The organism is Corynebacterium riegelii (genome assembly GCF_001263755.1).
Taxonomy (GTDB): domain Bacteria; phylum Actinomycetota; class Actinomycetes; order Mycobacteriales; family Mycobacteriaceae; genus Corynebacterium; species Corynebacterium riegelii.
Map to the genome: position 1 here is coordinate 1439477 of NZ_CP012342.1, position 25050 is coordinate 1464526.

Genomic DNA, 25050 nt, shown 5'->3' on the forward strand with positions numbered 1-25050 from the left:
CAGTTAATTTAGCGCATGAACCCCACGGTATGAGTTGCCGCCGAGCCCCGCTCGACGTACGCAATGCGATCAGTACGAATCAGGTAGCTACGCCCCTTCTCATCCTCCACCGTGATAGTCGGCGTGCCCGCCTCAATAGCGCTCTGAATCTTCGCAACAACTTCCTCGCCGCCTTCCGGCAGGCGGATGGTCAGTTCACGGGAAATGTCTGCAAGACCAATCTTGATATCCATAGCGGCCATTGTAACGGCCCGCCACACACCGCCTGCTTGCTGATACCAGCGCGGGCTAGACTAAGGCGCGTGGCTACAGACGCGTCTTTACAAAACAGTCCTGTCAAACAACCACCCACCTTTACGGAACTAGGGGTGGCCGCCGAAATTATTGACGCACTGGCAGAGCTGGGCATCACCTCTTCCTTCTCCATCCAGGAGCTGGCAATCCCCATTGCCCTGGATGGCCGTGACATCATCGGCCAGGCCCGCACCGGCATGGGCAAAACCTACGGCTTTGGCATCCCGCTGTTGGACAGGGTCTTTGACGACGCTGACGTGGCCGAACTCGACGGCACCCCACGCGCGCTCGTTGTAGTTCCCACCCGTGAGCTTGCCGTGCAGGTAGGCGAAGACTTGGAGCGTGCCGCTAAATACACGCCGGTGCGCATTGCCACGATCTACGGCGGGCGCCCCTACGAGGAACAGATTGAGGCGCTGCAGCGCGGCGTTGACGTGATCGTAGGTACCCCGGGCCGCCTGATTGACCTGCACCAGCGCGGGGATCTCCGCCTGGACCAAGTGGCGATCCTGGTGCTCGATGAGGCCGACGAGATGCTGGACATGGGCTTCCTTCCCGACATTGAGAAGCTCTGGGCGGCGGTGCCCGCCAAACTGCAGACCATGCTGTTCTCCGCCACCATGCCAGGCCCGATCTTGGCGCTAGCACGCTCCAAAATGAACAACCCGCTGCACATCCGCGCCGAAGCGGAAGACGCCTCTGCCACCCACGCCAGCACCAACCAAGTGGTGTTTTTCTCCCACCGCATGGACAAGCCCGAGGTGGTCGCCCGCATCCTGCAGGCCAACGGCCGCGGCCGTACCATCATCTTCGCCCGCACCAAGCGCAGCGCCGCCGAGGTGGCCGAAGACCTGGCCAAGCGCGGCTTTTCCGCCGGCGCCGTCCACGGTGACCTTGGGCAATCAGCCCGCCAACGCTCCTTGGACGCGTTTCGTGCAGGCGACGTGGACATCCTGGTGGCAACTGACGTGGCGGCTCGCGGCATTGACGTTGATGACGTCACGCATGTGATCAACTACCAAACCCCGGATGACCCGATGACGTATGTCCACCGCATTGGCCGCACGGGCCGCGCCGGTAACTCCGGCACCGCAGTGACCTTGGTTGGTTTTGATGAGGCGCACAAGTGGGAGCTGATCAACACCGAGCTGGACTTGGATAACCCCACCCCACCAGAGTGGTTTTCCACCTCCCCGGAGCTTGCGCAGGCGCTGGATATCCCGGACTCAGCTTCGGCCACGGTGGGGCCTCCGCGTAAAGTGCACGGGGCACGTCCGGCACGCCTGGATCGCAGCGCTCATGCACGATCCCGTTCCGGCAGCCGATCACGTTCTAGTTCCCGTTCTAGTTCCCGTTCCCGAGGAGGCCGACGCCGGTGACAAAGCCACTGCGCCGCACACGCGGAGATTTAATCGCTACTGCGGTCATTGCCGCGATTGCTGTGGTGCTGCTTGCCATCGCGTATTTCACGGCCCCGATCCGTGCGGCTGATTTGCAGTCTGCGCCGGAGGAGCTGGAAAACGAGGGCCGTTTAGCCACCGCTCCCACCAAGCTTGAGGAGCTGTTTCGGCTGCCTGATCACTCCCCTGAGCTGCAGCCGGTTGTGGTCAACGGGTTGATCATTACGTATTACAACGGCACGGTGACGGCAACAACGTCTTCGGGTGAGACGGCGTGGACGTACCACCGTCCGAATGAGCTCTGCGTGCTGGGTCAGGCGTGGGGCAAGGTTGTTGCCGCTTACAAGGACAACGCTGGCTGCGGCGACGTGGTGGCTATTGAGGCCCTGACCGGTAAGTACGCCGGTACGCGTTCTGCGATCGCGCCGACGGATGTGACGTCCGTTGTGTCGAATGACCGTGTTGGTTACGTCAGTTCCACGCGTGCGGAGCTGTGGCGTTCAGACATGGTGCGCACGGTGGAGTATGGCGCGGTTGAGGCGCCGCAGGAGCCGGATATGCAGCCGAATCAGTGCCAGATCACCTCGGCGTTGACTCGCACGGAGCTGTTTGCGGTGACTGAGATTTGCGCTGATGGCGCCTACTTGCGTTTGCAGAACGCTACTCCGGAGGATTCCCGTAAGCCGGAGATTTACTCCAGCCAGGAGATTGCAGAAAACGCCTATTTGGTCGCTGTTTCCCAGGACGCGGCGGCGGTGTATGACCCGGATACGCACGAGATCCGCGCCTATGACAAGGAGGGCAACCAGCTCAGCGCATCAACGGTGCCGGCGTTGGAGAGCCCTTTGACTATCGACGGCAGCACGCACATGCTTCCCGTCGCCGACCTGCCCCACCACATGACCTATTTTGAGGACGATTACCTGGTGTTGATGGAGCCGGCGAAGCTGACCGCTACTGGTGTGTTCCAGGGCGCGTTGGGCACCGGTTTCGCCGCGGGTGATCGCCTGCTGTACGCCTCTTCAGGCGGGGTTGCCGTGGTGGATTGGGACAGTAACACGGTTGAAGACATCATCCCCGTTGACCGCGGTGATTACTTCGGCCCCGTCTTCATTAACTCTGCCGGGGCAACGGTGGTGGAAAAGCGCGGCGATGAGGTCGTGGTGCTGGCCGCGAGCTAGTTTGCTTACTAGTTTGCTTGCCTGCGCTCCGTTTTCCCTGCATACCGCTCCTCCAGCATCTGCCTAGTCGTTGGATGCCACAGGCTTGCCAAGACAAACACCGCGGTAGCTAAGGTGGCCACGGCCATGCCCGGTACGCCCCCGCGGAACATGTAGATGGCCACGCCCACCAGGATGCACTCCACCAGCATCAGCGCGCCCATGGCGCGCGGGGTGCCGCGCAGCGTAGAGATAGCAATCCACGCGATGTAGCCAAACACAATGGCAAGAAACAGTGCAGTGCCAAGGTTGACGTAGTTGGCGGCTGCGGTCTCTGACTCCAAGACGGTCTGGTGGTCATCAAACTGATCAATCAGCAGCGTGATGATGTAGGCAAACACGGCAACACATTGCACAAGTGCTACTACCGCGCCATAACGCAAAAAGGAAGGAACTGGTCTATTCACAGCCATGCAGTGTATCCCGCCTGTGGCACAACACTGTGACACAACATGTTGCACACGCTGACCGATTTGACCCGCAACATCGTTATGTGCAGCCCATAACGGCGCCATTTCCCCATGTCACAGAGGTAACGATAATGAGCTAGCTCACAAAATTGGGGGTGGGACCTACACGAAAACTGCACAGTGAATATGACTTCTGTCACTTTTTCGCATTTACCTCTAGCGAGAATTTGGCAATCGTGTCATTATTCTCAAGTAGCAAAAACAACGGGCTGGTTACACAGCCCTTAACCCTCAGCCACCACAGGGTTAACGCCAGGTTAAGCCGGTAGACGGGTCTCGGATCATCCGAGTAACACCGCCCGGATCCCTGGAATCAAACTTCGTTTGCAACATCCCAAGCAATTGGGGTTGAAGTGGTGCGCACTAAATGAAGTACAACGACGACACGAATTGGAGTTTTCATCATGGATTGGCGCCACGAAGCAATCTGCCGCGACGAGGATCCGGAACTGTTCTTCCCGGTTGGCAACTCTGGCCCGGCATTGGCCCAGATCGCCGAAGCAAAGATGGTCTGCAACCGCTGCCCGGTTACCTCTCAGTGCCTGAAGTGGGCACTTGAGACTGGCCAGGATGCTGGCGTGTGGGGCGGCCTGAGCGAGGAGGAGCGCCGTGCGCTCAAGCGTCGCAACAAGGCTCGTGCCCGCAAGCGCGCAGCCGTAGCTGTCTAAGACACAGCCGACCAAGCTCGCCGGGGTCAATTTCTTTCCCCTCTATACAAGGCGATACAGTTACACCTGAATTTCCCGTATTGACACATAAGGAGGCCCCACATGAGCAAGCGTGGTCGTAAGCGCAAGGACCGTCGCAAGAAGGGCGCAAACCACGGCAAGCGCCCCAACGCATAAGTTGACGCCTGCGTAGTAACGCAAAACAACACCGCCCCGCTCCCCTGGTTTCAAGGGATGCGGGGCGGTGTTTCATCTCCCCCGGGAACTAAATGCAGCTACCTACATGCAGCTACTTAGCGATTTTTCGCTTGGTAGCCGGGTGTAGGTAGCTGCAAACGCGTTTGGGAGCACGCAGGTTAAGCCCGCCACCCGCTCCTACCGGTAGCGCACCTCGGTCACGCGCACCGTCGTAACAGAGGTAATAGACGTAATAATGCGCTGGCGCAGCGGTTCGGGTGCTTGGGCGTGCCCACAGCATTCCCGAAGCCGCCCGCGTACTGCCTGCTCGGATTCGAGGCGGCTAAAGCACTCAGGGCAGGACTCGATGGTGGCGCGGATTTCGTCGGCGCGGGCACGAGACGTCGAAGGATCGAAAAGCTCACACAGAAGCGATGTCAGCCGTGCGTCGCTGCAATCACCGCAGGTGCAGTTGCTGTCGGTAGCCATTTACTTCTCCTCCAGTCCGATGCCTTGCTCGTGTGCTACATCCTTCAACATCTCACGCAGCTGTTTTCTTCCACGGTGAAGGCGGCTCATCACCGTTCCCAGTGGGATTTCCATCACTTCGGCGATTTCCTTGTACGCCAAACCTTCAACGTCGGCGTAGTACACCACCATCCGGTAGTCCTCATTCAACGAATTCAAGGCGTCCGAGATCCGGGAGTTCGGCATCATTTTTAGCGCCTCAACCTCGGCGGATTCCAAGCCCGTGGAGTCGTGGGAGGAGGAGGTGTACAGCTGCGAATCCGTGACGTCTTCGGCAGAGGTCTCCAGCGGGCGGCGCTTCATTTTCCGGTAGTTGTTGATGTACGTGTTTGTCATGATGCGGTACAGCCACGCCTTGAGGTTGGTGCCCGGTTTGAAGCTGTCGAAAGCGCTGTAGGCCTTCAGGTAGGTTTCCTGCACTAGGTCTTCGGCGTCTTGGGGGTTGCGCGTCATGCGCAGCGCGCCGCCGTAAAGCTGGTCCAGCAGGGGCATCGCTTCTTCGGTGAAGCGCGCCTTAAGATCAGTCGCAAGCTCGGTTTCGGGCATAGTGGCCATTGTAGGGCCCTTGGCAAACCACGTTTCCACACACGTGCTCACACGGCGTTACGCTTACGCCATGGCTGAGAAAACCCGCGCGTTGACCGCGCTGAAGAACACCCCGCATGAGGTGCTCACCTACTCCCCTAGCCAGGATCACTTCGGTGAGCATTCGGTGCATGAGCTCAACTTGGACCCGAAGGCAACGCTAAAAACGCTGGTGATCCACCACGATCGCGATATGGCTATCTGCTGCGTGCCGGTCGCGGGTCACCTGTCGCTCAAGGCCGCGGCGAAGGCGCTGGGGTGGAAGCGCGCGGAGATGGCGGATCCAGCCAAGGCGCAGCGCGCCACCGGATACGTGGTTGGGGGTATCTCACCGCTTGGCACGCTGCAGACGCTGCCCACGCTTATAGATGCCTCCGTGGCCAACCTGCCCACCATCACCGTCTCCGCAGGCCAGCGTGGCCTGTCGGCCCAGCTCAGCCCGCAGGATCTGGCCAAGCTGACAAAAGCTCAGTTCGCGGATATCAGCTCCGCGTAGTCGTTTCGCACGTTGCCCACTTCCTGTGCCGCCTCGCTCCACTCAAGGCGATCCGCCACCCGCGAGGGGTGGACCAGCGCCAAGGCTTCTTCGGGACTGCCGGAAACCCAGGTACGGATTTCGTCTTCACGCAGAAAAAGCGGCAGCCGGTGGTGCAGCCACGCCATGTTTTCGGTGGCGTCCGTGGTCACCATGGTCACAGACAGTTTGTCTAGGCCGGTTTCCCACAGCGCCGCCGCGTACAGCATGCCCTCGGCCGGGCGCACATAAAACGGTTGTTTCACACCGTCGCGTTGGAGCCATTCGTAGTAGCCGTTAAGAACCATCAGCCCCCTGCGGGACTTGAACGCAGAGCGGAAGGAGGGCTTTTCGGCAATGGTTTCGCCGCGTGCGTTGAATAGCGGCGGGCCGGTTTCGTCTTTCTTCCAGGAGGGCAGAAGCCCCCAGCGGGCGGGGTTGAGGTGGGCGGTGGGGCCGTCGATACGCACGAGCGGCACTGGTTGGGTGGGGGCGATGTTGTAGCGCGGCGGCGGGGTGCCATCGGGTGCTTCGACGATGGTGATGCCGTCTAAACCCGCTACTTCATCGATGAGGTCCTGGCCGGAGGTGAAAAGCACAAAGCGTCCGCACATGCCTCCATTATGATGATCCGCATGACTAACCTGTGGCCTGCTCCTGTTGCTGCGTCTCCGATCATCCACACTGTGGCCATCCCGGGGTCTAAATCCATGACCAACCGGGCGTACATCCTTGCAAGTCTTGCAGAGGGTGAATCCACCATCACGGGTGCGTTGCGCTCGCGTGATACGGATTTGATGGAGGGGGCGCTGGCCGCCATGGGGGTGAAGTTCGCACATGAGGGCGACAGCATCCGCGTGACCCCGGGTGAGCTCAGCGGCGCGGAGGTTGATTGCGGCCTAGCCGGCACGGTCATGCGGTTCGTGCCGCCGGTTGCGGCGTTTGCACAGGGGCCTGTGCTTTTCGACGGTGACGCCTACGCCCGCAAACGCCCCATGTCCACCATCCTGGACGCACTTCGCCAGCTGGGCGTTGCCGTTGCGGGCGAGACTTTGCCGTTTACCGTGCATGGCAGGGGGCATGCAGAAGGTGGCGAGGTAGCCATTGACGCGTCTGGTTCCTCCCAGTTCGTCTCTGGCCTGCTGCTGGCGGCGGCGCGGTTTGATCGCGGCGTGACCGTGGTCAACACCGCGGGCATCTTGCCGTCCATGCCGCATATTGAGATGACGCTTGCCATGTTGAAGGACGCCGGCGTGCACGTGGAGGCCATCGGCCAGCGTTGGCGTGTGGATCCGCAGCCGATTAAGGCGACGCACTTTGCCATTGAGCCGGATTTGTCGAACGCCACGCCGTTCTTGGCTGCCGCAGCGGTCACCGGTGGCCGGGTGCGGGTGCCGCACTGGCCGCTGAACACCACCCAGCCGGGCGATGTCATCCGCATGATTTTGGAGCGCATGGGCTGCCACGTGGAGCTGTACGCGGATGGCAAGGACTACACCCTTGAGGTCCAGGGCCCGGAGCCCGGCGGCTTGCGCGGCCTGCGGTTGGACATGAGCGATATTGGTGAGCTCACCCCCACTGTTGCAGCTTTGGCTGCCCTTGCCACCACGGAGACCGAGCTGACCGGCATTGCGCACCTGCGCGGCCATGAGACGGACCGCCTGGCGGCGCTGACGCGTGAGATCAACAACCTGGGCGGCGACTGCGAGGAGTTGCCAGACGGCCTGCGCATCCGGCCTGCCACCCTGCACGGCGGGACTTGGGCGAGTTATGACGACCACCGGATGGCCACCGCCGGCGCCATCTTAGGTCTGGTTGTTGAGGGCGTTGAGGTGGAAAACATTGGCACCACCGCGAAGACGTTGCCCGGCTTTGAGGTGATGTGGGACGAAATGGTGCGCTCCTAATGGCACGTCGCTTCCACGATTACGACGAATCTGACGTTCGCGTGCGCCGCGGCCGCGGCTCGCGCCCCCGCACCAAGGACCGCCCCACGCATGACGACGCCGAGTTTGGCATGGTGGTGACCAAAGACCGCGGCCGCTGGGGCGTGCAGCTAGATAGCGGCACGCTGGTGGCCTGCATGCGCGCTCGTGAGCTGAAGCGCACCTCTATTGAGGTGGGTGATCGCGTGGGCGTGGTGGGCGATACTTCCGGACAAAAGGACACGCTTGCGCGCATGGTCAAGCGCGAGGAGCGCAGTTCGGTGCTGCGCCGCACGGCGGACGATACGGATCCGTATGAGCGCATCATCGTGGCCAACGCGGAGCTGATGCTGATTGTGGTTGCGGCTGCCGATCCCCCGCCGCGCACCGGGTTTGTGGAGCGCGCCCTGGTCGCCGCCTTCGACGGCGGCGTGACCCCGATTGTGTGCATGACCAAGTCCGACATCGCTGATCCCAGCGAGTTCATCCGGGAAATCGAAGACTTAAACGTTGCCGTGTATGAGGTGGGCATTGAAGAGCCCATCGACGCGCTTTTGGCGCGCATCACCGGCAAAGTCTCTGCCCTCATTGGGCATTCCGGTGTGGGTAAATCCACCCTGGTCAACCGCATCGTGCCGGATGCGGACCGCGCAACTGGCGAGGTCTCCGGCGTTGGCAAAGGCCGCCACACCTCCACCCAATCCGTGGCGTTTGCGTTGGCCGAAGGCGGATGGATCATTGACACCCCCGGCATCCGCTCCTTCGGCCTGGCCCACATTGCGCCGGAGGCCATCATTGACGTCTTCCCCGAGCTTGCAGACGTCGCCGATGCCTGCCCCCGCGGCTGCACCCACCTAGGTCCCCCAACGGACCCGGAGTGCGCGTGGGACACCGTCGAGGCTGACTCCCCGCTTGGCCGCCGCGTGCAGGCAGTTCGCCGCCTGCTCACCGCGCTTTACTCCAACAAAGAGTGGGAGCTAAAACAGCTCGATGAGAACCGGTAGCTCACTCGGGTCATAAAACGCCATGTAATTGTCCTGGGCGTCGCCCACGGCAAGCTCCGCGTCCTCATCCCCAAGATCAGCGGCGTCAATGCACGCGATGGCCTTCTTCGTGGCTTCCTCGGCGTCCTGCACGTCCACGTGGATCGCAGCAACGTCCTCCAACGCCACCGGCGCGGACAGCTTGACCACGGACTCACCCATGTCAGGATGCCCGGTCGCCTCCACGTCCGCGGAAATCACCACACGGCGGTGCGGGAAGCGCTCTTCGTCCCCAATGGCGAGCAGGCGTATGGACGCCAACGCTGCGTCATCAAACGCCACCGCCTCAATCTCCTCCATATCCCCGGAGGTGAAGAACTCCTGCAGCTCCTTCGTGGCAGCAAACGCCCACCCACTGCGTGCGTGGATCAGGCCGTTTTCACTCAGGGAGGCCAACATGCCAAACGTGGCCGGAATGTAGACGCGCACCTTAGAACTCGCCCTCTACGCCAAACAGAGTCTGCACCTCAACAGCCGTGCGCTCAAACGCAGTGTGCAGCAGACCGATCATGCCGTACTCAACAGCGGCGCGGACGATCAGAATGTCATTGTCCACCATCACCGCATCATTGATCACCACATCGAGTGCGTCCACGGCAGCCTGGAAGGCGGCACGCTCCGGCTTTTCCACCCCGATCTCACCGGAGAGAATCACAGCATCAACATCACCGCGGAACTCCCACTCACGGATCTTCTCAGCCATCTCGCTGCCAGCTTCCTCATTGGACAAAATCGCAGTAGGCACGCCCTTTGCGCGCACCGCGGCGATCAGCTCACGCCAACGACGCTGCTCCTCCGCATCCCCGTCAAGCACCCCCGCGTAGTCCAAGATCAACGCCTGCATTCCAACTCTCTTTCTTACATCCACGTTTTGCTCGCCCCGCGGTTCCACGCCGCGTGCACACTTTAATGAACACGACACTCTAGATAAAAGCGCGTGCGACTGGGCACAATAGTACCTATCCGGTACACACAACGTTTCACACCATTTCACCGCAAAAACGAACTGCAAAAGGAGCAGCCTGCAACATGTACTTCCCGGCGCCTGGGTACCAGCACATGAAAGTACTCATCCCCCGTGCCACGCTTCCAGACGTCCCGCGCGCCCCCGGCGCCCTGCGCGGCTCCGGCATGCGAGCCGTGCCCGCCGACCCAATTTCACCGCTGGTGCGCCAAGCCCTTGACGCAGCCTTCGGTCATCGCGACCCCGCAACCCTTACCGGCGCCCTATTTGACCTCGGCGTTCGCAGCCATATCCGCGCACGCAGGCGCACCGCACCAAACGTGCACAAGTTCCAGATCATCTCCAGCCACGCGCGTGACAACGGCGAATTCTTCGGCAGCGTCTCCGTCGGCGAGCGCAGGTATGCGTATGCCGCCCGCATTCAAGACGGGCGGCTGGTGTCCTTCAAAGTGCTCTAAGCCTCTACCGGGGCCTCTTCCGGCTGCTCAAACTGCTTGCGCATCATAAACAGCTGGCGGACGGTCTCCTCCTGGACGGCCTCATTCATAGCGTTGAACATGTCGCCGCCTTCCTTCTGGTACTCCACCAGCGGGTCACGCTGCGCCATCGCACGCAGGCCAATGCCCTCCTTGAGGTAATCCATCTCGTAGAGGTGCTCACGCCACTTCGTATCAATGATCGGCAGAATCACCATGCGCTCAATGTTGCGCATCTGGGACTCACCACCAATAGCGGAGACGTTTTCCTCCAGCTTGTCGTACTGCGCAAGCGCATCGTCCACAAGCGCCTGGCGCAGCTGCTGGGAAGTGATTTCGCCGGCGCGGCCGTACTCGGTGCCGTCGATAAGCTGCTGTGCCGAAACCGTCGGACCGTACAGGGACTCCAGAGCATGCCACAGCTCATCCAGATCCCAGTCCTCCACATACCCCTCATGGGTAGCGCCATCAACGTAAGCGCTGACGGTCTCTTCAATCATGCGACGAACCTGACCCGCGATGTCCTTGGAATCCAAGATCTCCTGACGCTCACGGTAAACAACCTTGCGCTGCTCATTGAGCACCTCGTCATACTTCAAGACGTTCTTACGCATCTCAAAGTTCTGATTCTCCACACGAGACTGCGCACTCTTAATGGCGTTAGAAACCATCTTCGCCTCAATCGGCACATCATCCGGCACATTGAGACGGTTCATCATGTTCTCCATGGTGTTGCCCATGAAGCGAACCATCAGCTCATCACGCATGGACAAGTAGAAACGCGTCTCACCCGGATCCCCCTGACGGCCAGAACGGCCACGCAGCTGGTTATCAATACGACGCGACTCATGGCGCTCCGTACCAATCACGTACAGGCCGCCGGCCTCACGCACCTCATCACCAAGCTGCTTCGAACGCTCCTTCGCCGCCGGCAACTGCGCGTTCCACGCCTCTTGGTAGCGCTCCTCATCCTCAAACGGATCAAGACCCTGCGCCTGCAGCTTCGCATCCAGCAGAATTTCCGGGTTGCCGCCAAGCACGATATCCGTACCACGACCAGCCATGTTGGTAGACACAGTCACCTTGCCCGGAAGACCAGCCTCCGCAATAATGCGGCCCTCTTCCTCATGGTGCTTCGCGTTGAGCACGTTGTGCTTAATGCCCTTACGCGTCAGCAACTGCGACAGGTACTCAGAACGCTCCACGGACGTGGTACCAACCAGGACCGGCTGGCCCTTCTCCACATGCTCCGCAATATCCTCAGCCACGGCGGCGAACTTCGCCTCCTGTGTCTTGTAGATCAGGTCATCACGGTCCACACGCTGGTTTGGCTTGTTCGGCGGAATGGGCACCACATCAATCTTGTAAATCTGGTGCAGCTCCGCAGCCTCAGTCTCTGCAGTACCCGTCATGCCAGCAAGCTTGTTGTACAAACGGAAGTAGTTCTGCAGCGTGACCGTGGCCAACGTCTGGTTCTCATTTTTGATCTCGACGTTTTCCTTCGCCTCGATCGCCTGGTGCATGCCCTCGTTGTAACGACGACCCGCAAGCACACGGCCCGTAAAGGAGTCCACGATCATGACCTCACCCTGACGGATGATGTAATCCTTGTCGCGCTCAAACAGCTCCTTCGCCTTCAGCGCGTTATTCAGGTAGCTCACCAGCTGCGAATGCTCTGGGGCATACAGGTTGTCAATGCCCAGCTGGTCCTCAACGAACTCAACGCCCTCTTCAGACACGCCAATCGTGCGCTTACGCTGATCCACCTCATAGTGGATACCCTCGCGCATACGTGGGGCAAGCTGCGCAAACACGGTGTAGAACTGGCTTGAACCATCCGCCGGGCCGGAAATGATCAGCGGGGTACGCGCCTCATCGATCAGGATGGAGTCAACCTCATCCACAATCGCGTAATTGTGGCCACGCTGCACCATCTCAGACACAGAGCGCGTCATGTTGTCACGCAGGTAGTCAAAGCCAAGCTCATTGTTGGTGCCGTACGTAATATCCGCGTCATACGCAGCCTTACGCTCCGGCGGGCGCAGCTCAGACAAAATCACGCCAACGCTCAAGCCCAGGAAGTGGTGCACGCGGCCCATCATCTCCGCGTCACGCTTAGCCAGGTAGTCATTCACCGTGACAATGTGCACGCCCTTGCCCTCAAGACCGTTGAGGTACGCCGGCAGCACGGACGTCAGCGTCTTACCCTCACCGGTCTTCATCTCGGCCACCGAGCCGAAGTGCAGCGCAGCGCCGCCCATGATCTGCACCTTGTAGTGCTTCTGGCCCAGCACGCGCCACGACGCCTCACGCGCCGTCGCAAACGCATCCAGCAGGATGTCGTCCAACGACGCCCCGTCTGCCAGCTGCTGCTTAAACTCGTCAGTCTTGGCCTTCAGCTCCTCATCCGTAAGGGCCGAATACTGCTCATCCAGCTCCATAACCTGGTCAGCGATCTTTGAAAGACGCTTAACGGTGCGCCCTTCACCGGCGCGGAGCAGTTTTGAAAGTCCACCAAACACGTTACGACGAATCCTTTTGTAGGTTTTGGGGGTATACCAACAGAACATTGTACCCACACCGGCGTTGAGATCACTATGTGGCTGGCAGGGTGGCTGGCTTGGGTGGGTTGGGTGGCTGGCTTGGGTGCGGGTAGAGCTTTTTGGAATTGCGGCAGCATGTTGCCAAACCGGGGATAGTTGCCGCAATTGCCAGGTGATTGCCAGGTTTCGAGTGCGCCGGAGTGCGGCGAGGTGCGGCTGTGGCGTGGTTGCAGTGTGGTCGCGGTCCGCGGAGCCTGTGCCACTAGCAGACAAAGATTTTGAACATGCGTTTCCCCAGGTCAGTTGTGTTTACTCATCGCGGTTTCTACGTTGTGTGCTAGTGGGCCCGTGTTAGCGGGCCCGACCGGGAGGGGTCCGCAGGGCGAAACGGGGAGTGGCACCGCCCCACTGCTAGACGACTTTGAAAAACCGCCCCCAAAACCCCAGGTCACGTGTGCAGACATTTCACAAATTTTGCAATGTCGTCTAGCAGCGCACCGCAATGTCGTCTAGCAGCGCACAGCAGCAGAGGCGCTGCAGGCGTGCGCTGCAACAAAATGCACACAAAAACGCAGGCCGCAACAACAGCAAAATGCCCGCACCCCGTGCAGTACAGGGTGCGGGCCAATAACAGCCGAAGCGCTACTTACTCAGCGGCCTCAACTTCGCCTTCCGGCGCAAGCGCGATCAGACCGTAGTCGAACGCGTGGCGGCGGTAGACCACAGACGGGCGCTGGGTCTCCTCATCGATGAAGAGGTAGAAGTCGTGGCCAACGAGCTCCATCTCGCTGAGCGCGTCATCCACGCTCATCGGGGTGTTCGGGTGCAGCTTGCTGCGAACAACCTGGCCCGGCTCAAAGTCGTCGAACTGGCCCTCGTACGGGTCAACGTCGTACTTACCCGGCGCTGCTTCACGAGCCTCAGCTGCCTCAGTTGCCAGCTCAGCTGCAACCTGGCCGGTGGACTTCGGTGCGCGGTGGCCGGAGCGGGAAATCTCGCGGCGGACCTTCACCTTGCGCAGGGAACGCTCCAGCTTGTCCACTGCAGCCTCCAGCGCAGCGTAGAAGCTGTCTTCCTTGGCCTCAGCGCGGGCGAGGTGGCCCTTGCCGGTTGCGGTGATCTGGATGCTCTCTGCGTGAGCCTCACGGCGCGGGTTGCGCTCGTGCTTGAGCTCCACGTTAAAGAAGGTCAGCGTTGGGTCAAGCTTCTCAATCTTTGCCAGCTTGGAGTTCACACGTTCCTGAAAGTGCTCGGGAACCTCGACGTTTCGGCCGGTGATGGTCACCTGGGCGGCGGGGCTCAGGCCGGCATTGTTGTCGTGTTCAGCAGCAGTCATGTCTGCTTTCCTCCTCAAAAGGTTGTAGGAACGGGGTCACTTCCCATCATACAAGTGGCATTCGTCTCTCAGCCGTTGCTATGCCTCACAGATGGTCAGGCAGGCAGCAACATTGACGCCATGGGCCAGTAGCTTTTCGACGCTCGCCTGCAACGTCGCCCCCGTAGTCACCACATCATCAACCACAATGCACGGTGTAGCGGGGCCAAGAAACGGGGGTAGCGCGGTGAGTCGGACCGCTTTGGCAAGGTTCGCGCGGCGCGCTGTGGCGTCAAGTTCAGACTGGTCGGCCGCATGCGAATCAAGGTGCAACACGGGCGCAACGTTGCGCGAAGTTGCCACGCAGCACGCCTTGACCGGATCCCCACCGCGGGCACGCGCTGAGGACGCACGCGTAGGTGCGGGGACAAGCGCACAGCCGTACGGGATCTCGCCGCGTGCCTCCAGGAAGTCCAATGCGGATTCCACAACGGCTCCGACGTACGTGCGCACTGCGAGGTTGTTGCGCTCCTTCATGGCAATGATGACGCGGCGGTGCGCCCCGTCATACGGCCCCAGTGCAAACACCGGCACGTGCGGCGAGGTTGGCGGAAACACACGCTGAGGTGGTGCGGCCAGATCACGCTTGCACGTGGGGCACAGCAGATGGCCCGGCGCGCCACAGCCTGCGCAGTGTCGCGGCAAGACAAGCTCTGCAAGCTCAGTGAACAGTGTCATTTAACGTGCCACGATCGGGATGGCGCGCACGCCCTGCAGGCCCGGGACTTCGCGCCACAGCGGGTTGTCCTCGCCTGCGTTGGGCAGTTGCAGGATGGCGTTTGCGTCGGTGACGTAGAGCATGTTGGGCGAGGCCGCCACGGCAACCACGGGCGCGGAGATGTTGCCCACGCTCAGTGTGGTGGCGGAGGATCCGTCCTGTTCCACGCGCAGCACCGGCGAGATGGAGCTTGAGGTGCCCACGATCAGTGAGCCGTCTGGCTGCCAGTCCGCAGCAACCACTGACCCGCCGAGTTCGGTGGCGTACTCCATGACGTTGACAATGGCGCGCTCGCCTGGTGATCGCCTGTCCACAATGCCGGTAAACAGCCTGCCGTCTACTACTAAGGCGACGCGCGCGCCGGAGCGCGACAGCCGCAGCACGGAGATGTTGCCGGAAATGCCTTCTGGCATCTGGATGGCAATCTGCTCAGTGGTGAACTCATTGGTTGCCGCGGAGCGCACCGTGCGTTGGATGTGCTGGCCGTCTGCCACCGTCCACACCGCATTGGCTTTCGATTCAAACGACGGACGCGTAAACGTCTCCGCCTCCATCAACTCAGTGTCGGCGCCGTCGAAGGAGCCAACGCGCAGCTTCGCTGGCTGACCGGAGGCAGCAAACACGGCCGCCCACTTGCCAGCGGCGTTGATGTCTACGCTTTGAACAGTGCCTTCGCTGGATAGGGGGGAATCGATGAGGGAGGTCGACGCGGCGTCGACAAGCGAAATGCTCCCACCGGTCAACGAGTAAAGCCGCGATTCCCCTGCAGCCTGCACCACCGGGCTGAGTTCACTGAAATCATCCGTAGTCAGGTCCGTGGCCCCGCTGATCAACGGAGCACCGTCCGCGGTGATGCGGAAGGGGCCATTGATGCCTGCCGACGCCAACGTCCACACCACACCCGCCGCAAACCGCGCCCGGTCCTGATCATTCACCCCACCGAAACCGGAGAACCCGTACGCGCCGTCCTCCATGCCAAGGTAGGACGCGCCCGTGGGCGAAACAGTGGACACCGCAGGCTCAAGGCGTGTGGACGGGCCCTGCATCAACAACGAAATCAACGCGCTGGCCAGGGTCTCGCGCCGGGAGAACACCCACCGGCGATCAGTGACAAGTTCGCCACTGCGCTCATCAAAAAAGTACAGGTTAAACGGCTGGTACTGGTTTCGCAGCTCGGTGCGCTCCAACACCACACCCGCAGGCAGCGACGCCACACGCCACTCACCACTGACCTGCTGCAGCTCAATCGTCGCCTCATAGGAGCCGCGCTCCGGGCGATACATGCCGCCAGCACCAAGCACACCGACCACGTTGCCGTGGACCGAAAAACTCCGACGATTCGGCGTGCTACCAGGCATGGTGGTCACACCGATGCGATCCACCACCAGCGTCTCCTCCGTGGGGTCCCACGCTGCGGACGCCTGCGACGTCATAAACGCACGCGCCGCCTCATAATCCGATGTAGGAATAGCAGACGCCGCGTAGAAGTCACGCAACAGCAAGTCAGGCTCGCGGCCCTCCTCCGGGGCAATCACGGGCGCTGCAGGCGCTTGCGGGTTGAAGGAGCGAAGCACGTGCGGACTTGACGTGGAAGGCAAACTTGCGCAGCTTGTCAGGCTCACCACCAAGGCTGCGGCAGTAAGGAGGGCTGGCAGCGGCTTGTGCAGGCGTTTACTCATGCGTTTACTCATGGTCCTCCACCTCCTCAGGTGCGGGCAGTTCAGCCACCGCACCCGGCGGGTTCAGCTCCACCGGCGCGTGCCGAAAACCTTCGTCCGGATGCCGCGGCAGCACCAGACGGAACTGAGAGCCAACGCCGGAAACGCCTGCGGCGTCGAGGATGCCGTGGTGCAACTGTGCGTCCTCACGCGCAATGGCAAGGCCTAAGCCCGTACCACCAGAGTGGCGCTTGCGGGACTTATCCGCACGCCAGAAGCGGTTAAACACCAACTCCTCCTGGCCAGGCTTCAACCCCACGCCCCTATCAGTCACCGTCACCGCCACGGCCTCATCATTCTGCGCAAGCGCCACGTGCACCGGATTGCCCTCAGAATGATCAATGGCATTAGCAATCAGGTTGCGCACAATGCGCTCAATCCGGCGCGGATCACCCTCAATCTGCACCGGCGCATCCGGCAGATCAAAGCTCACCTCCACATCCAGCTCTTCTGCCAAGTGCTGCGTTTGCGCCCACGCCGACTCAATCGGGGCACGCACATCCATCATCGCGCTGGCCAAATCAGCCACGCCTGCGTCATGGCGCGAAATCTCCAACAAGTCCGTCAACAAGGCCTCAAAACGATCCAACTCACGGATCATCAACTCACTGGCACGACGCTGCGCCGGCTCCAACGCATCCTGATCAGAAGCAATCATGTCCGCAGCCATACGCACCGTAGTCAACGGCGTGCGCAGCTCATGCGACACGTCGGAGGTGAACTGACGCTGCAGGTCACCGTACTCCTCCAGCTGATTAATCTGCCGGGAAAGCTTGTCCGCCATGTTGTTGAAGGACAAGGCCAACACCGCCATCTCGTCCTCCCCCTCAATCGGCATACGCTCACGCAAATGGCCTGCTGCGAACCGCTCCGCCGTCCTTGACGCCGAACGCACCGGCGCGACAATCTGCTGGGAAGCCAACCACGCAATACCCACCAACAACACAATGACAATCAGCGCGGCAGAGGCGAGCAAACCACGCATCAAGGCAAGCGTGGACGTTTCATTATCAATGTTGGTAACCAAATACAGCTGCAAGTTAGGCACATCCGCATCCGTTGGCGTGCCAATGATCAGCGCGTTGTACTGGCTTGAATCGGGCCGCTCAACCACCGCGAACTGGTACGCTACATTGCCCTGCTTGACGTACTCCACCAGCTGATCGGGCACCCGGTAGTTCTCCGGCGAAGACGTCACCACTCCCAGCGAGGACTCTACAAGCAGCACCGGCTCATACACGTTGGCTACATCCGTGCTTTGCTGCGTACGCTGCGTCAAACTGGCACGCGCCGTATTCAACCGCGACTGCAACGACGCATTCGCACCGGTTGTTTCCAGTTGCTCCTCCACCAGCACGCGAGCGCGGTCAATCTCCACATCCGCAGCATCAATCTTTGACTGCGCAATGCGCTGGGTCATCACCGTGGCCAAGGTGAACCCCAACACCAGCATCACCACGGTGGACACTAAAAGCACGGTGCCCACAAAGCGCACTTGCAGGGAAGTGCGCCACGAATCGGCAACGTTCTCCCCTATCCGGCGCAACGGCCCTGGTAACGGCCCTAGTGCTTTAGGCACCCTCAGTCTTACCCGTCTTGTAGCCCACGCCACGCACCGTCAAAATGATCTCCGGGTTCTCCGGATCATGCTCAATCTTGGAACGCAGACGCTGCACGTGCACATTCACCAAACGCGTATCAGACGCATTGTGGTAGCCCCACACGTTTTCCAACAGCTCTTCACGCGTATGCACCTGGTTCGGACGACGCGCCATCTCCAACAGCAGGTCAAACTCCAGCGGCGTGAGGTTAATCTCCTCGCCACCACGGGTGACCATGTGCTGCGGCACATCAATAGTCAGATCCCCAATGCTCAAGGTCTCACTCGGCTCATCATCCGTGCGACGCAGACGCGCCCGGATACGGGCGACCAGCTCTTTCGGCTTAAACGGCTTCGTAATGTAATCATCCGCCCCGGACTCCAAGCCCAACACCACATCAACCGTGTCCGTCTTCGCGGTCAGCATGACAATCGGCACCGCGGATTCCTTGCGGATCTCACGGCAAATATCAATGCCATTAACCCCCGGCAACATCAGATCCAGCAGAATCAGGTCCGGGTTAGTGGAGCGGAACGTGGGCACCGCTGCAGCACCATCGGTTACTGATTCAGTGGCAAAGCCCTCCGCTTCCAACACGATAGTGAGCATTTCATTGATCGCGGGATCATCATCTACAACCAGGATCTTTGGCGGCATGGTGGCTCCTTAACTGCTTGGACGACAGGCCTCAATAATACTGTTCGCGTCACTGGTAACCAGCCAGGGGCTTGCCCACTCACGCTTCGCCATCTCGGTATACGCCGTATAGGTGGCCACCTGCAGCAACCGGTCACGCTCATAACGATCACGCGTGCGGGAGTCATCTTCCGCCTCCCGCTTCTGGGCGCGCTGACCAGCAAGCTCCGGCTCCGTGGGCACTAGCACCTGCAAGTCCGGGCGCGGCAAGCCAAGGCGCTCAAACTCCAGCGCCTCAACCCAGCCAAGCGCGGTCTCATCACCGGTACGCGCCCAGGTGTACGCCGCGTTGGACGCCGCATACCTATCTAAAAGCAGTACCTTGTCCGGGTTGCCTGCATACTCTTGCAGCACATCCATCGCACCATGCCTGTCTAAGGCAAACATGGCAGCCATGGCGTAGGCGGAGTCCGTCATGTCCCCCATCTTGCCGTGCAGGGCTGCCTGCGCCAGCTGGGCTGCAGCGGAATCTTCATAGCGCGGAAACGCCAGCGTTGCAGCGTCAACTTCCTTCAACACGGCGCTGACCAAGGTGTTCTTGCCCGCGCCGTCAATACCTTCAACTGCGATGATCATTGAGTATCAGTTACGTGTTTCCCTCTTATGACAGTGCTTCGACGAACTGGTCCACGTCCGCCTCAGTGTCACCATCTTCAGCTGCTGCCTCAAGCAGTGCCGCGGCGGCTTCAGCGATCTGCTCACTGATCTCACCCGGGTTGGAACGGATAAACGGGTACGACTCCGCGATATCGCCCGCGGAAAACGGTGCGCCCGACCAAATGGCAGCAATGGTTGCAGCTGCGCGACCATTGGCAATCTCTTCGTCCGAAGCCCCAGCGCCATTCGCCAGCAAAACGGCGTCCGAGACAGCCTCAAGAATTTCTTCCGGCTCGAGTTCTACAAGTTCATCGAGAAATTCCGCGTTCGTCTCATCGGAAAAAATCTCGCGATCCCAGGTGCTCATCTGCATGTCCTTTCTGTTTGCCGCCTGTATGCCGCCTCTACGCCACAGTGCTGCGTTCTTGCTGCGTTCTTCTCGCCACGGTAGTGCATGTTGTCCACTGATTATGTTATAAACAGGTCACACAGTCGCCGTTATCAATTCGTAACCCCAGGGAGTCCCCATGAACCGGAACCAACGCAGCGTGGGTGTGTTCATGGCCGCTGGGCTAGCCGCAGCCCTCATAGTTGGTCTTGCGGTTTGGAGCGCCTCTACCCCGGGACGCCCAGTAACGGCAGGCTACACCGGCGACAAGACTGCTTCGCCGCAGACCGCCGGGACGCTTTTGGGCGGCAGCACGACGTCTTCGGTGGCCACACCACCGCGTATCACCCCGTTCCAGCGCCCGAAGAACCGTGGGAACGCTCAAGCGGGACAGGTGCCAGGATCAGCCAACTGGGGCGGAACCGAAGGCCACTTTGTCCAGGCAGCCCCAGCTCCTCGCGGGTACCGGATGGAAGATGACCCGCTGGCGCCCCCGCACGCCGTGATTGGCACTCGCGCATCCGGGGTGCCCACCGCGCACTACCGCCCCACCAACGTGAACGTGGCCCCGCCAGCGGAGCACAACGATCTCCCTTCGGAGACGTACCTGGCCGCGCCGCCAGCACCAGCTGAGCCTGCACCACCCGCGGAGCCGACGCCGCAGAGCGAGCCGCACGAACCAGCGCCCCCGCCAAAGCCGGACGCTACCGAGCCTTCGGCGCCCAATGGCGCTGTGCCGCCGAACACCGGCGAGCCCACTGCCCCTGCTGAGCCGACTGACCCGTCTGCACCAACTGAGCCGACCGAGCCAGCTGATCCGACCGAGCCGACAGATCCCACTGAGCCAACGGGGCCAACGGGGCCAACGGGGCCAACGGTTCCGACGGAAACCCCAGGCATCACCGAAACGCCTGCTGAGTCAACTACGTCGACGACCCCGGAGGCGACCAAAGCCCCGGAGATCATCACGCCTCACACCGGCACTGAGACGACTACCAGCGAAACCAGCGAAACCAGCCAGACCAACGCAGAGACAACCAGCGCTGCGGCGGACAGCGAGAACTAGGCCGGCGAGAACTAGGCCGGCGAGAACTAGGCCGGCAGCTTAGGCGCGGACAAAGAACACTTCTGCGCCGTCATCGTCTTGCGCAATAACAGACACTGGCGCTTCTGATGCCGGAATCCACGCCCCCTGCCCTGGGCCCACCACGCAGTCCCCGCTGCTGATGTGGCCGGAGGTGATGAGGAGGATCGCGGGGCCGTCGATAAGCAAGCTGAGCTCCTCGCCCTTTGCCAACGTGTGTTTGCTCACCTCGAACTCGTCCACCGGCAGTTCGTACTCAACCACCCCGTCGGACTCACGCACCGGCACCCGCAGGTGACCCCTGGGGGTGAAATCCAGCACGCGGACCAGCTCAGGCACATCAACGTGCTTGGAGGTCAGCCCGCCGCGCAGCACGTTGTCAGAGTTGGCCATCACCTCCACCCCAAGGCCGGAGAGGTAGGCGTGCGGCTGGCCAGCGGCCAGATACAGCGCCTCGCCGGGGTGAAGTGTGGTCAGGTTCAGCATCAGAGCCACCAGCGGGCCTACGTCGCTTGGGTAGCGCTTCGCAAGCGCCAGGAACGTCTCGGCGGCATCCCTGATCCACTCAGGCGCATCCCCGATATGCTCGGCTGCGGCAATGACATCGGCCAGTAGGCTCTTGCGCAGCGGACCAGGCAGGGAAATCAACGTGGTAAACACGGCGCGGACACTTTCTGTGGGTTCCGCATCCACCAGCATGGCGCTGTAGCGATCCAGTCCGCCGCCCGGCCCGCTTAAGGCCTCAAACAGCTCACGGGTCTGGGAGACCGGGCGGAAGCCCGCCAGGGCGCGAAACGGCGTCAACGCAACGATGATCTCCGGCTTCGGGTTGGCATCCTTGTAGTTTCGGCGCGGATCATCCAACGCAAGCCCAAGCGCGTTCTCGCGAGCAAAGCCCGCCGCCGCCTGGTCCCGTGACGGGTGTGCCTGGATGGATAGCGGCTCGCCTGCGGCCAACAGTTTGACCAAAAACGGCAGCTGGCCGTCAAACGCTTTCTCCACGCGCTGCCCCAGCGCCGCCGAAGGGTCCGCACTGATCACCTTGTCCAACGGCTCACCGTTGATTGACGACGGCGCCGCCGGGTGCGCACCAAACCACAACTCCGCCTCCGGGGTCGGCGCGGGTGAGGTGGTACCCCGCAACTGTGCCAGCAGGGTACGAGAGCCCCACGGGTAGGTGCGTAGCGCAGCCTCAAGGTTGTGCATCGAATACGGCTCCTTCAGATAAAAGACCGACCGACAACGCTACCAGTTAGCCACGAATGACAGCCAAGATCTCCGCAACCAGCGCCTCAACCTCAGCTTCCGTGGGTGCTTCCACGTTCAGGCGAAGCAGCGGTTCCGTGTTAGAGGCGCGCACGTTAAACCACGCACCGGAATCCAGGCTCACGCTCACCCCGTCCAGGTGGTCCACCTCTGTCGTGCGATCCGCAAACGCCTCCACAACGCGCTGAGTAGTGGCCTCTTGGTCGGCCACCTCAGAGTTGATCTCACCGGAGGCGCAGTAGCGCTCAAACTGGGCCATGAGCTGCGAGAGCGGCTTTTCACTTTCCGCCAGTGCCGCCAGCACGTGCAGTGCGGCAACGAGGCCGGAATCCGCGTTAAAGAACTCACGGAAGTAGTAGTGTGCGGAGTGCTCGCCCCCAAACAGGGCCCCGCGAGAAGCCATTTCCGCCTTGATGTAGGAGTGCCCCACACGGGTGCGCACTGCGGTGCCGCCGGCTTCTTCGATCATCTCGGGCACAGCGCGCGAGGTGATCAGGTTGTGAATAATGGTCGCCCCCGGGTGCTTGGCCAGGGTCCTGGTGGCAATCAGCGCCGTAATCGCCGACGGTGAGACCGGCTCGCCGCGCTCATCTACCACGAAGCAGCGGTCCGCATCCCCGTCAAAGGCAAGACCAATGTCTGCCCCCTGCTCTACGGTGAACTTCTGCAAATCCACCAGGTTCTTTGGGTCCAAGGGGTTGGCCTCATGGTTGGGGAAGGTCCCGTCCAGCTCAAAGTACAGCGGGCGAATATCCATATCCCCCAGCACCGCCGGCACGGTCAGCCCAGCCATGCCGTTCGCCGCATCCACAGCCACCGTCAGGTTGCCGCTCACCGGCACCAGTTCCCGCAGGAACTCGGCATAAGCACCCAGGACATCTTGCTTATCGACGCCACCGCGTGCCCCCTCATACGCCCCCACCCCATCAACCAGCATCTGGGTGATCTGACCAAGGCCCGTGTCCGTGGACACCGGGGTTGCGCCTGTACGGCACAGTTTGATGCCGTTGTAGCGTGCCGGGTTGTGGGAGGCGGTAAACATCGCGCCTGCGCAGCCGAGCGTGCCAGCGGCAAAGTACAGCTCGTCCGTAGACGTCAGCCCAAGCAGGGTCACGTCCAAGCCCTGGGCGTTGACACCTTGGGCAAAGGCCTCAGCAAGCTCCGGTGAAGAAGACCGCATGTCATAGCCCACCGCCACACGGGTCTCCCCCTCGCCGCGCAGGATGTGTGCGAAGGCGGCGCCGATGCTGCGCACCAAATCTGCGTCGATGGTCTCGCCGACCACGCCGCGGATGTCATAGGCCTTGATTACTTGCGCGAGTTGCTCGCTGGAATACACCATGCGAGAAGTCTAAACCCTCAGTCTTTGAGAGATTTTTAGGGATCAGGCACCACACGCAGGTGGGAACGGCGCGCCTCACGCTCAGCTGCCGCCTGTTCCTCGATCCGCTTTGTGCGGTGCACCGGGTGGTTCGATGTCTCCGGGTCATTGAAGTCACGCGAGGCCGGGTACTCAATCGGATCCTGGGAGGTGTCCACCAGACCGGTGGTCACGCGGCCGGCCTCACGCACCGCCTCGGCAAGTGCGGTGAGGTCCGCCTCATCCATGTTGTCGAGCTCTTTATCCGTAATGTCAATCTGCTCAACGCGCACCATCTCCCACCCCACGGGTGCGGTGATGTGGGCGGAGTGGCGCTCACACAGGTCCCATGCGTGCGGATCCGGCACCGGCGCTAGTGGCCCGATGACTGCAGTGGATTCCGCGTAGGCGTAGACGAGAGTGGCCACGGCTGGGCGGCCGCAGCCCGGACGGCAGCAACGACGGAAAGTACTCACGGGGGCCAAGTCTAAACCCCTACTTGAGTAATCGGTAGCATGCGCGCGGCGCGCCACCCGTCTTTCACCGCGAAGGCCCATACGATAAGTGTCCATGACCACCCGTAACAGCCCTTCCCACCTGCGCCCAGGCCGCGACCGGCATGGCCGTGGCGTGCGCGGGCCGGTGCTGCCGGTGGGTGTGCCGCGCTACCGTAGCCGATCGCAGGCATTTGATCAGCTGGTGCTGGAAATGTACGCGCCGCTGCACAATGCCTACTTTGATCAGCTCAGCGGGGTTGATCTTGCGGTGGACACCATCCCGCGCATGCGTCTGCGCGCCGATATGACGATACTGCCGGATGAGATTGTGGCCGATGGGCCTGTTCCTTTGGGGCGCGTCCTCGAAGCCGGCGTGGACCGCGACGGGAACCCAACGCGGGCGCGTTTTGTCATTTTCCGCCGTCCTATTGAGCAGCGCACAACCGGCGCTGAGGAACGCTCAGAGTTAATTACGTGGGTGCTCACCGCACTGGTGGCGTACTACCTCAACTTGGATCCACGCGACGTGGACCCAGATTTCCCTTGGTAAAAAGCCGAGTAAATTAGCCGATCTGCTTCTTCAGGCGGCGGCGCTCACGGTCGGACAGGCCGCCCCAAATACCAAAGCGCTCATCATGCTCGAGTGCGTACTCCAGGCACTCATCACGCACTGCACAGGCCTTACAAATACGCTTCGCCTCGCGGGTCGATCCACCTTTTTCAGGAAAGAACGCTTCCGGATCGGTCTGTGCGCAGAGCGCTTGGTCCTGCCATTCTTGCTCGACGGTGCCAAACAACTCATCCAGAGTCATGCCTCCGACATCTGCCATATCGTCCACGCCCTCCCTTCTTTTCCGTCTGTCGCGGGGAAGTGGATTACACGAATGCGATTCAACACCGCTGCACTAAATAGCCGCAACCTCGCTCCGCAGATTTCACCAGA

At 61.2% G+C, this 25050-nt stretch carries 29 protein-coding genes; 10 read left to right on the forward strand and 19 right to left on the reverse strand.

Going from position 1 to position 25050, the window contains the following annotated elements; translation table 11 throughout:
* Positions 1-8: 8 nt before the first annotated feature.
* Positions 9-233 (reverse strand): DUF3107 domain-containing protein, encoded by a 225-nt coding sequence (locus AK829_RS07000; protein WP_052205215.1) that lies wholly within the window; start codon positions 231-233, stop codon positions 9-11.
* A gap of 69 nt (positions 234-302) precedes the next feature.
* Between AK829_RS07000 and AK829_RS07005 the strand changes: the two genes are divergently transcribed.
* Both AK829_RS07005 and AK829_RS07010 read left to right on the forward strand, forming a co-directional pair.
* Positions 303-1673, forward strand: a complete 1371-nt coding sequence (locus AK829_RS07005) for a DEAD/DEAH box helicase (RefSeq protein WP_052205216.1) — start codon at positions 303-305, stop codon at positions 1671-1673.
* Complete coding sequence (locus AK829_RS07010) at positions 1670-2875, forward strand: Rv3212 family protein (protein ID WP_052205217.1); 1206 nt, start codon at positions 1670-1672, stop codon at positions 2873-2875. The genes AK829_RS07005 and AK829_RS07010 overlap by 4 nt, the downstream gene beginning before the upstream one ends.
* An 8-nt stretch (positions 2876-2883) precedes the next feature.
* Here AK829_RS07010 and AK829_RS07015 read toward each other — a convergent pair whose 3' ends face one another.
* On the reverse strand, positions 2884-3321 hold the full coding sequence (locus tag AK829_RS07015; RefSeq protein ID WP_157045319.1) for a hypothetical protein: 438 nt from the start codon (positions 3319-3321) through the stop codon (positions 2884-2886).
* Between the two features lie 467 nt (positions 3322-3788).
* Here AK829_RS07015 and AK829_RS07020 point away from each other — a divergent pair, with 467 nt between their 5' ends.
* Both AK829_RS07020 and AK829_RS12915 read left to right on the forward strand, forming a co-directional pair.
* Entirely contained in the window at positions 3789-4052 is a 264-nt protein-coding gene (locus tag AK829_RS07020) for a WhiB family transcriptional regulator (protein WP_052205219.1), read from the forward strand.
* Between the two features lie 102 nt (positions 4053-4154).
* Positions 4155-4229, forward strand: coding sequence for a 50S ribosomal protein bL37 (locus tag AK829_RS12915; protein WP_370513275.1), 75 nt, complete (start codon positions 4155-4157; stop codon positions 4227-4229).
* A gap of 198 nt (positions 4230-4427) precedes the next feature.
* On the opposite strand, the gene AK829_RS12200 is transcribed toward AK829_RS12915, so the two are convergent.
* Positions 4428-4718, reverse strand: a complete 291-nt coding sequence (locus tag AK829_RS12200) for a mycothiol system anti-sigma-R factor (RefSeq protein ID WP_083278829.1) — start codon at positions 4716-4718, stop codon at positions 4428-4430.
* Positions 4719-5303 carry a sigma-70 family RNA polymerase sigma factor gene (locus tag AK829_RS07025; protein WP_157045320.1) on the reverse strand — a complete coding sequence of 195 codons (585 nt, stop codon included), beginning with the start codon at positions 5301-5303 and terminating at the stop codon, positions 4719-4721. It abuts the gene before it with no gap.
* 70 nt (positions 5304-5373) lie between these two features.
* Here AK829_RS07025 and AK829_RS07030 point away from each other — a divergent pair, with 70 nt between their 5' ends.
* Positions 5374-5838, forward strand: a complete 465-nt coding sequence (locus tag AK829_RS07030) for an aminoacyl-tRNA deacylase (RefSeq protein ID WP_052205221.1) — start codon at positions 5374-5376, stop codon at positions 5836-5838.
* Here the strand turns inward: AK829_RS07030 and AK829_RS07035 are convergent.
* On the reverse strand, positions 5811-6470 hold the full coding sequence (locus AK829_RS07035) for an SOS response-associated peptidase (RefSeq protein WP_052205222.1): 660 nt from the start codon (positions 6468-6470) through the stop codon (positions 5811-5813). The two genes, AK829_RS07030 and AK829_RS07035, sit on opposite strands and share 28 nt — an antisense overlap.
* Positions 6471-6482: 12 nt before the next feature.
* Between AK829_RS07035 and aroA the strand changes: the two genes are divergently transcribed.
* Positions 6483-7763, forward strand: coding sequence for a 3-phosphoshikimate 1-carboxyvinyltransferase (aroA, locus tag AK829_RS07040; protein ID WP_052206430.1), 1281 nt, complete (start codon positions 6483-6485; stop codon positions 7761-7763).
* Positions 7763-8785: a ribosome small subunit-dependent GTPase A gene (gene rsgA, locus AK829_RS07045; protein WP_052205223.1), complete on the forward strand. Its 1023-nt coding sequence runs from the start codon at positions 7763-7765 to the stop codon at positions 8783-8785. Before aroA ends, rsgA begins: the two co-directional genes overlap by 1 nt.
* On the opposite strand, the gene AK829_RS07050 is transcribed toward rsgA, so the two are convergent.
* Entirely contained in the window at positions 8759-9253 is a 495-nt protein-coding gene (locus AK829_RS07050) for a DUF6912 family protein (protein ID WP_052205224.1), read from the reverse strand. The two genes, rsgA and AK829_RS07050, sit on opposite strands and share 27 nt — an antisense overlap.
* A gap of 1 nt (position 9254) precedes the next feature.
* Entirely contained in the window at positions 9255-9668 is a 414-nt protein-coding gene (locus AK829_RS07055) for an HAD family hydrolase (RefSeq protein WP_052205225.1), read from the reverse strand.
* A 215-nt stretch (positions 9669-9883) separates the two neighbouring features.
* Between AK829_RS07055 and AK829_RS07060 the strand changes: the two genes are divergently transcribed.
* The gene (locus tag AK829_RS07060) at positions 9884-10246 is read left to right on the forward strand and encodes a hypothetical protein (protein ID WP_232305680.1); all 363 of its coding nucleotides are present in this window, start codon (positions 9884-9886) and stop codon (positions 10244-10246) included.
* Here AK829_RS07060 and secA read toward each other — a convergent pair.
* From secA to AK829_RS07100, 8 genes are all read right to left on the reverse strand, one after another.
* On the reverse strand, positions 10243-12786 hold the full coding sequence (gene secA / locus AK829_RS07065; RefSeq protein WP_232305681.1) for a preprotein translocase subunit SecA: 2544 nt from the start codon (positions 12784-12786) through the stop codon (positions 10243-10245). The genes AK829_RS07060 and secA overlap by 4 nt on opposite strands.
* A 667-nt stretch (positions 12787-13453) precedes the next feature.
* Positions 13454-14143 carry a ribosome hibernation-promoting factor, HPF/YfiA family gene (gene hpf / locus AK829_RS07070; protein ID WP_052205228.1) on the reverse strand — a complete coding sequence of 230 codons (690 nt, stop codon included), beginning with the start codon at positions 14141-14143 and terminating at the stop codon, positions 13454-13456.
* A 78-nt stretch (positions 14144-14221) separates the two neighbouring features.
* Positions 14222-14860: a ComF family protein gene (locus AK829_RS07075; RefSeq protein ID WP_052205229.1), complete on the reverse strand. Its 639-nt coding sequence runs from the start codon at positions 14858-14860 to the stop codon at positions 14222-14224.
* Entirely contained in the window at positions 14861-16591 is a 1731-nt protein-coding gene (gene lpqB, locus AK829_RS07080; RefSeq protein WP_232305682.1) for an MtrAB system accessory lipoprotein LpqB, read from the reverse strand.
* The gene (gene mtrB, locus AK829_RS07085; protein ID WP_232305811.1) at positions 16584-18155 is read right to left on the reverse strand and encodes an MtrAB system histidine kinase MtrB; all 1572 of its coding nucleotides are present in this window, start codon (positions 18153-18155) and stop codon (positions 16584-16586) included. Before mtrB ends, lpqB begins: the two co-directional genes overlap by 8 nt.
* 34 nt (positions 18156-18189) lie before the next feature.
* On the reverse strand, positions 18190-18876 hold the full coding sequence (gene mtrA / locus AK829_RS07090) for an MtrAB system response regulator MtrA (protein WP_052205231.1): 687 nt from the start codon (positions 18874-18876) through the stop codon (positions 18190-18192).
* A 9-nt stretch (positions 18877-18885) separates the two neighbouring features.
* Positions 18886-19491 carry a dTMP kinase gene (locus AK829_RS07095; RefSeq protein ID WP_052205232.1) on the reverse strand — a complete coding sequence of 202 codons (606 nt, stop codon included), beginning with the start codon at positions 19489-19491 and terminating at the stop codon, positions 18886-18888.
* 25 nt (positions 19492-19516) lie between these two features.
* Positions 19517-19879, reverse strand: a complete 363-nt coding sequence (locus AK829_RS07100) for a hypothetical protein (RefSeq protein ID WP_052205233.1) — start codon at positions 19877-19879, stop codon at positions 19517-19519.
* A 160-nt stretch (positions 19880-20039) separates the two neighbouring features.
* On the opposite strand from AK829_RS07100, the gene AK829_RS12665 reads away from it, so the two are divergent.
* Complete coding sequence (locus AK829_RS12665) at positions 20040-20966, forward strand: hypothetical protein (protein WP_052205234.1); 927 nt, start codon at positions 20040-20042, stop codon at positions 20964-20966.
* Between the two features lie 39 nt (positions 20967-21005).
* Here AK829_RS12665 and manA read toward each other — a convergent pair whose 3' ends face one another.
* The 3 genes from manA to AK829_RS07120 are packed head-to-tail and all read right to left on the reverse strand — an operon-like array spanning position 21006 to position 24086.
* Positions 21006-22190, reverse strand: coding sequence for a mannose-6-phosphate isomerase, class I (gene manA, locus AK829_RS07110; protein ID WP_052205235.1), 1185 nt, complete (start codon positions 22188-22190; stop codon positions 21006-21008).
* 46 nt (positions 22191-22236) lie between these two features.
* Positions 22237-23592, reverse strand: coding sequence for a phosphomannomutase/phosphoglucomutase (locus AK829_RS07115; RefSeq protein ID WP_052205236.1), 1356 nt, complete (start codon positions 23590-23592; stop codon positions 22237-22239).
* Between the two features lie 35 nt (positions 23593-23627).
* Positions 23628-24086, reverse strand: coding sequence for a DUF3499 domain-containing protein (locus AK829_RS07120; RefSeq protein ID WP_232305683.1), 459 nt, complete (start codon positions 24084-24086; stop codon positions 23628-23630).
* 94 nt (positions 24087-24180) lie between these two features.
* Between AK829_RS07120 and AK829_RS07125 the strand changes: the two genes are divergently transcribed.
* A complete protein-coding gene (locus AK829_RS07125) occupies positions 24181-24657 on the forward strand; it encodes a metallopeptidase family protein (RefSeq protein ID WP_052205238.1) in 477 nt (158 codons plus the stop codon).
* Positions 24658-24670: 13 nt separating this feature from the next.
* Here the strand turns inward: AK829_RS07125 and AK829_RS07130 are convergent, their stop codons facing one another.
* Entirely contained in the window at positions 24671-24937 is a 267-nt protein-coding gene (locus tag AK829_RS07130) for a WhiB family transcriptional regulator (RefSeq protein WP_101734012.1), read from the reverse strand.
* Positions 24938-25050: the final 113 nt, after the last annotated feature.

Bases quoted from the DNA above. Each gene is read 5' to 3' on its own strand.
- AK829_RS07125 (WP_052205238.1), top strand. From the start codon at position 24,181: ATGACCACCCGTAACAGCCCTTCCCACCTGCGCCCAGGCCGCGACCGG.
- mtrA (WP_052205231.1), bottom strand. From the start codon at position 18,876: ATGCCGCCAAAGATCCTGGTTGTAGATGATGATCCCGCGATCAATGAA.
- AK829_RS07020 (WP_052205219.1), top strand. From the start codon at position 3,789: ATGGATTGGCGCCACGAAGCAATCTGCCGCGACGAGGATCCGGAACTG.
- AK829_RS12665 (WP_052205234.1), top strand. From the start codon at position 20,040: ATGAACCGGAACCAACGCAGCGTGGGTGTGTTCATGGCCGCTGGGCTA.
- manA (WP_052205235.1), bottom strand. From the start codon at position 22,190: ATGCACAACCTTGAGGCTGCGCTACGCACCTACCCGTGGGGCTCTCGT.
- AK829_RS07115 (WP_052205236.1), bottom strand. From the start codon at position 23,592: ATGGTGTATTCCAGCGAGCAACTCGCGCAAGTAATCAAGGCCTATGAC.
- AK829_RS07035 (WP_052205222.1), bottom strand. From the start codon at position 6,470: ATGTGCGGACGCTTTGTGCTTTTCACCTCCGGCCAGGACCTCATCGAT.
- lpqB (WP_232305682.1), bottom strand. From the start codon at position 16,591: ATGAGTAAACGCATGAGTAAACGCCTGCACAAGCCGCTGCCAGCCCTC.
- AK829_RS07025 (WP_157045320.1), bottom strand. From the start codon at position 5,303: ATGCCCGAAACCGAGCTTGCGACTGATCTTAAGGCGCGCTTCACCGAA.
- AK829_RS07055 (WP_052205225.1), bottom strand. From the start codon at position 9,668: ATGCAGGCGTTGATCTTGGACTACGCGGGGGTGCTTGACGGGGATGCG.
- AK829_RS07130 (WP_101734012.1), bottom strand. From the start codon at position 24,937: ATGGCAGATGTCGGAGGCATGACTCTGGATGAGTTGTTTGGCACCGTC.
- AK829_RS12200 (WP_083278829.1), bottom strand. From the start codon at position 4,718: ATGGCTACCGACAGCAACTGCACCTGCGGTGATTGCAGCGACGCACGG.
- AK829_RS07060 (WP_232305680.1), top strand. From the start codon at position 9,884: ATGAAAGTACTCATCCCCCGTGCCACGCTTCCAGACGTCCCGCGCGCC.
- AK829_RS07100 (WP_052205233.1), bottom strand. From the start codon at position 19,879: ATGAGCACCTGGGATCGCGAGATTTTTTCCGATGAGACGAACGCGGAA.
- hpf (WP_052205228.1), bottom strand. From the start codon at position 14,143: ATGACTGCTGCTGAACACGACAACAATGCCGGCCTGAGCCCCGCCGCC.
- AK829_RS07000 (WP_052205215.1), bottom strand. From the start codon at position 233: ATGGATATCAAGATTGGTCTTGCAGACATTTCCCGTGAACTGACCATC.
- AK829_RS07095 (WP_052205232.1), bottom strand. From the start codon at position 19,491: ATGATCATCGCAGTTGAAGGTATTGACGGCGCGGGCAAGAACACCTTG.
- aroA (WP_052206430.1), top strand. From the start codon at position 6,483: ATGATCCGCATGACTAACCTGTGGCCTGCTCCTGTTGCTGCGTCTCCG.
- AK829_RS07075 (WP_052205229.1), bottom strand. From the start codon at position 14,860: ATGACACTGTTCACTGAGCTTGCAGAGCTTGTCTTGCCGCGACACTGC.
- rsgA (WP_052205223.1), top strand. From the start codon at position 7,763: ATGGCACGTCGCTTCCACGATTACGACGAATCTGACGTTCGCGTGCGC.
- AK829_RS07030 (WP_052205221.1), top strand. From the start codon at position 5,374: ATGGCTGAGAAAACCCGCGCGTTGACCGCGCTGAAGAACACCCCGCAT.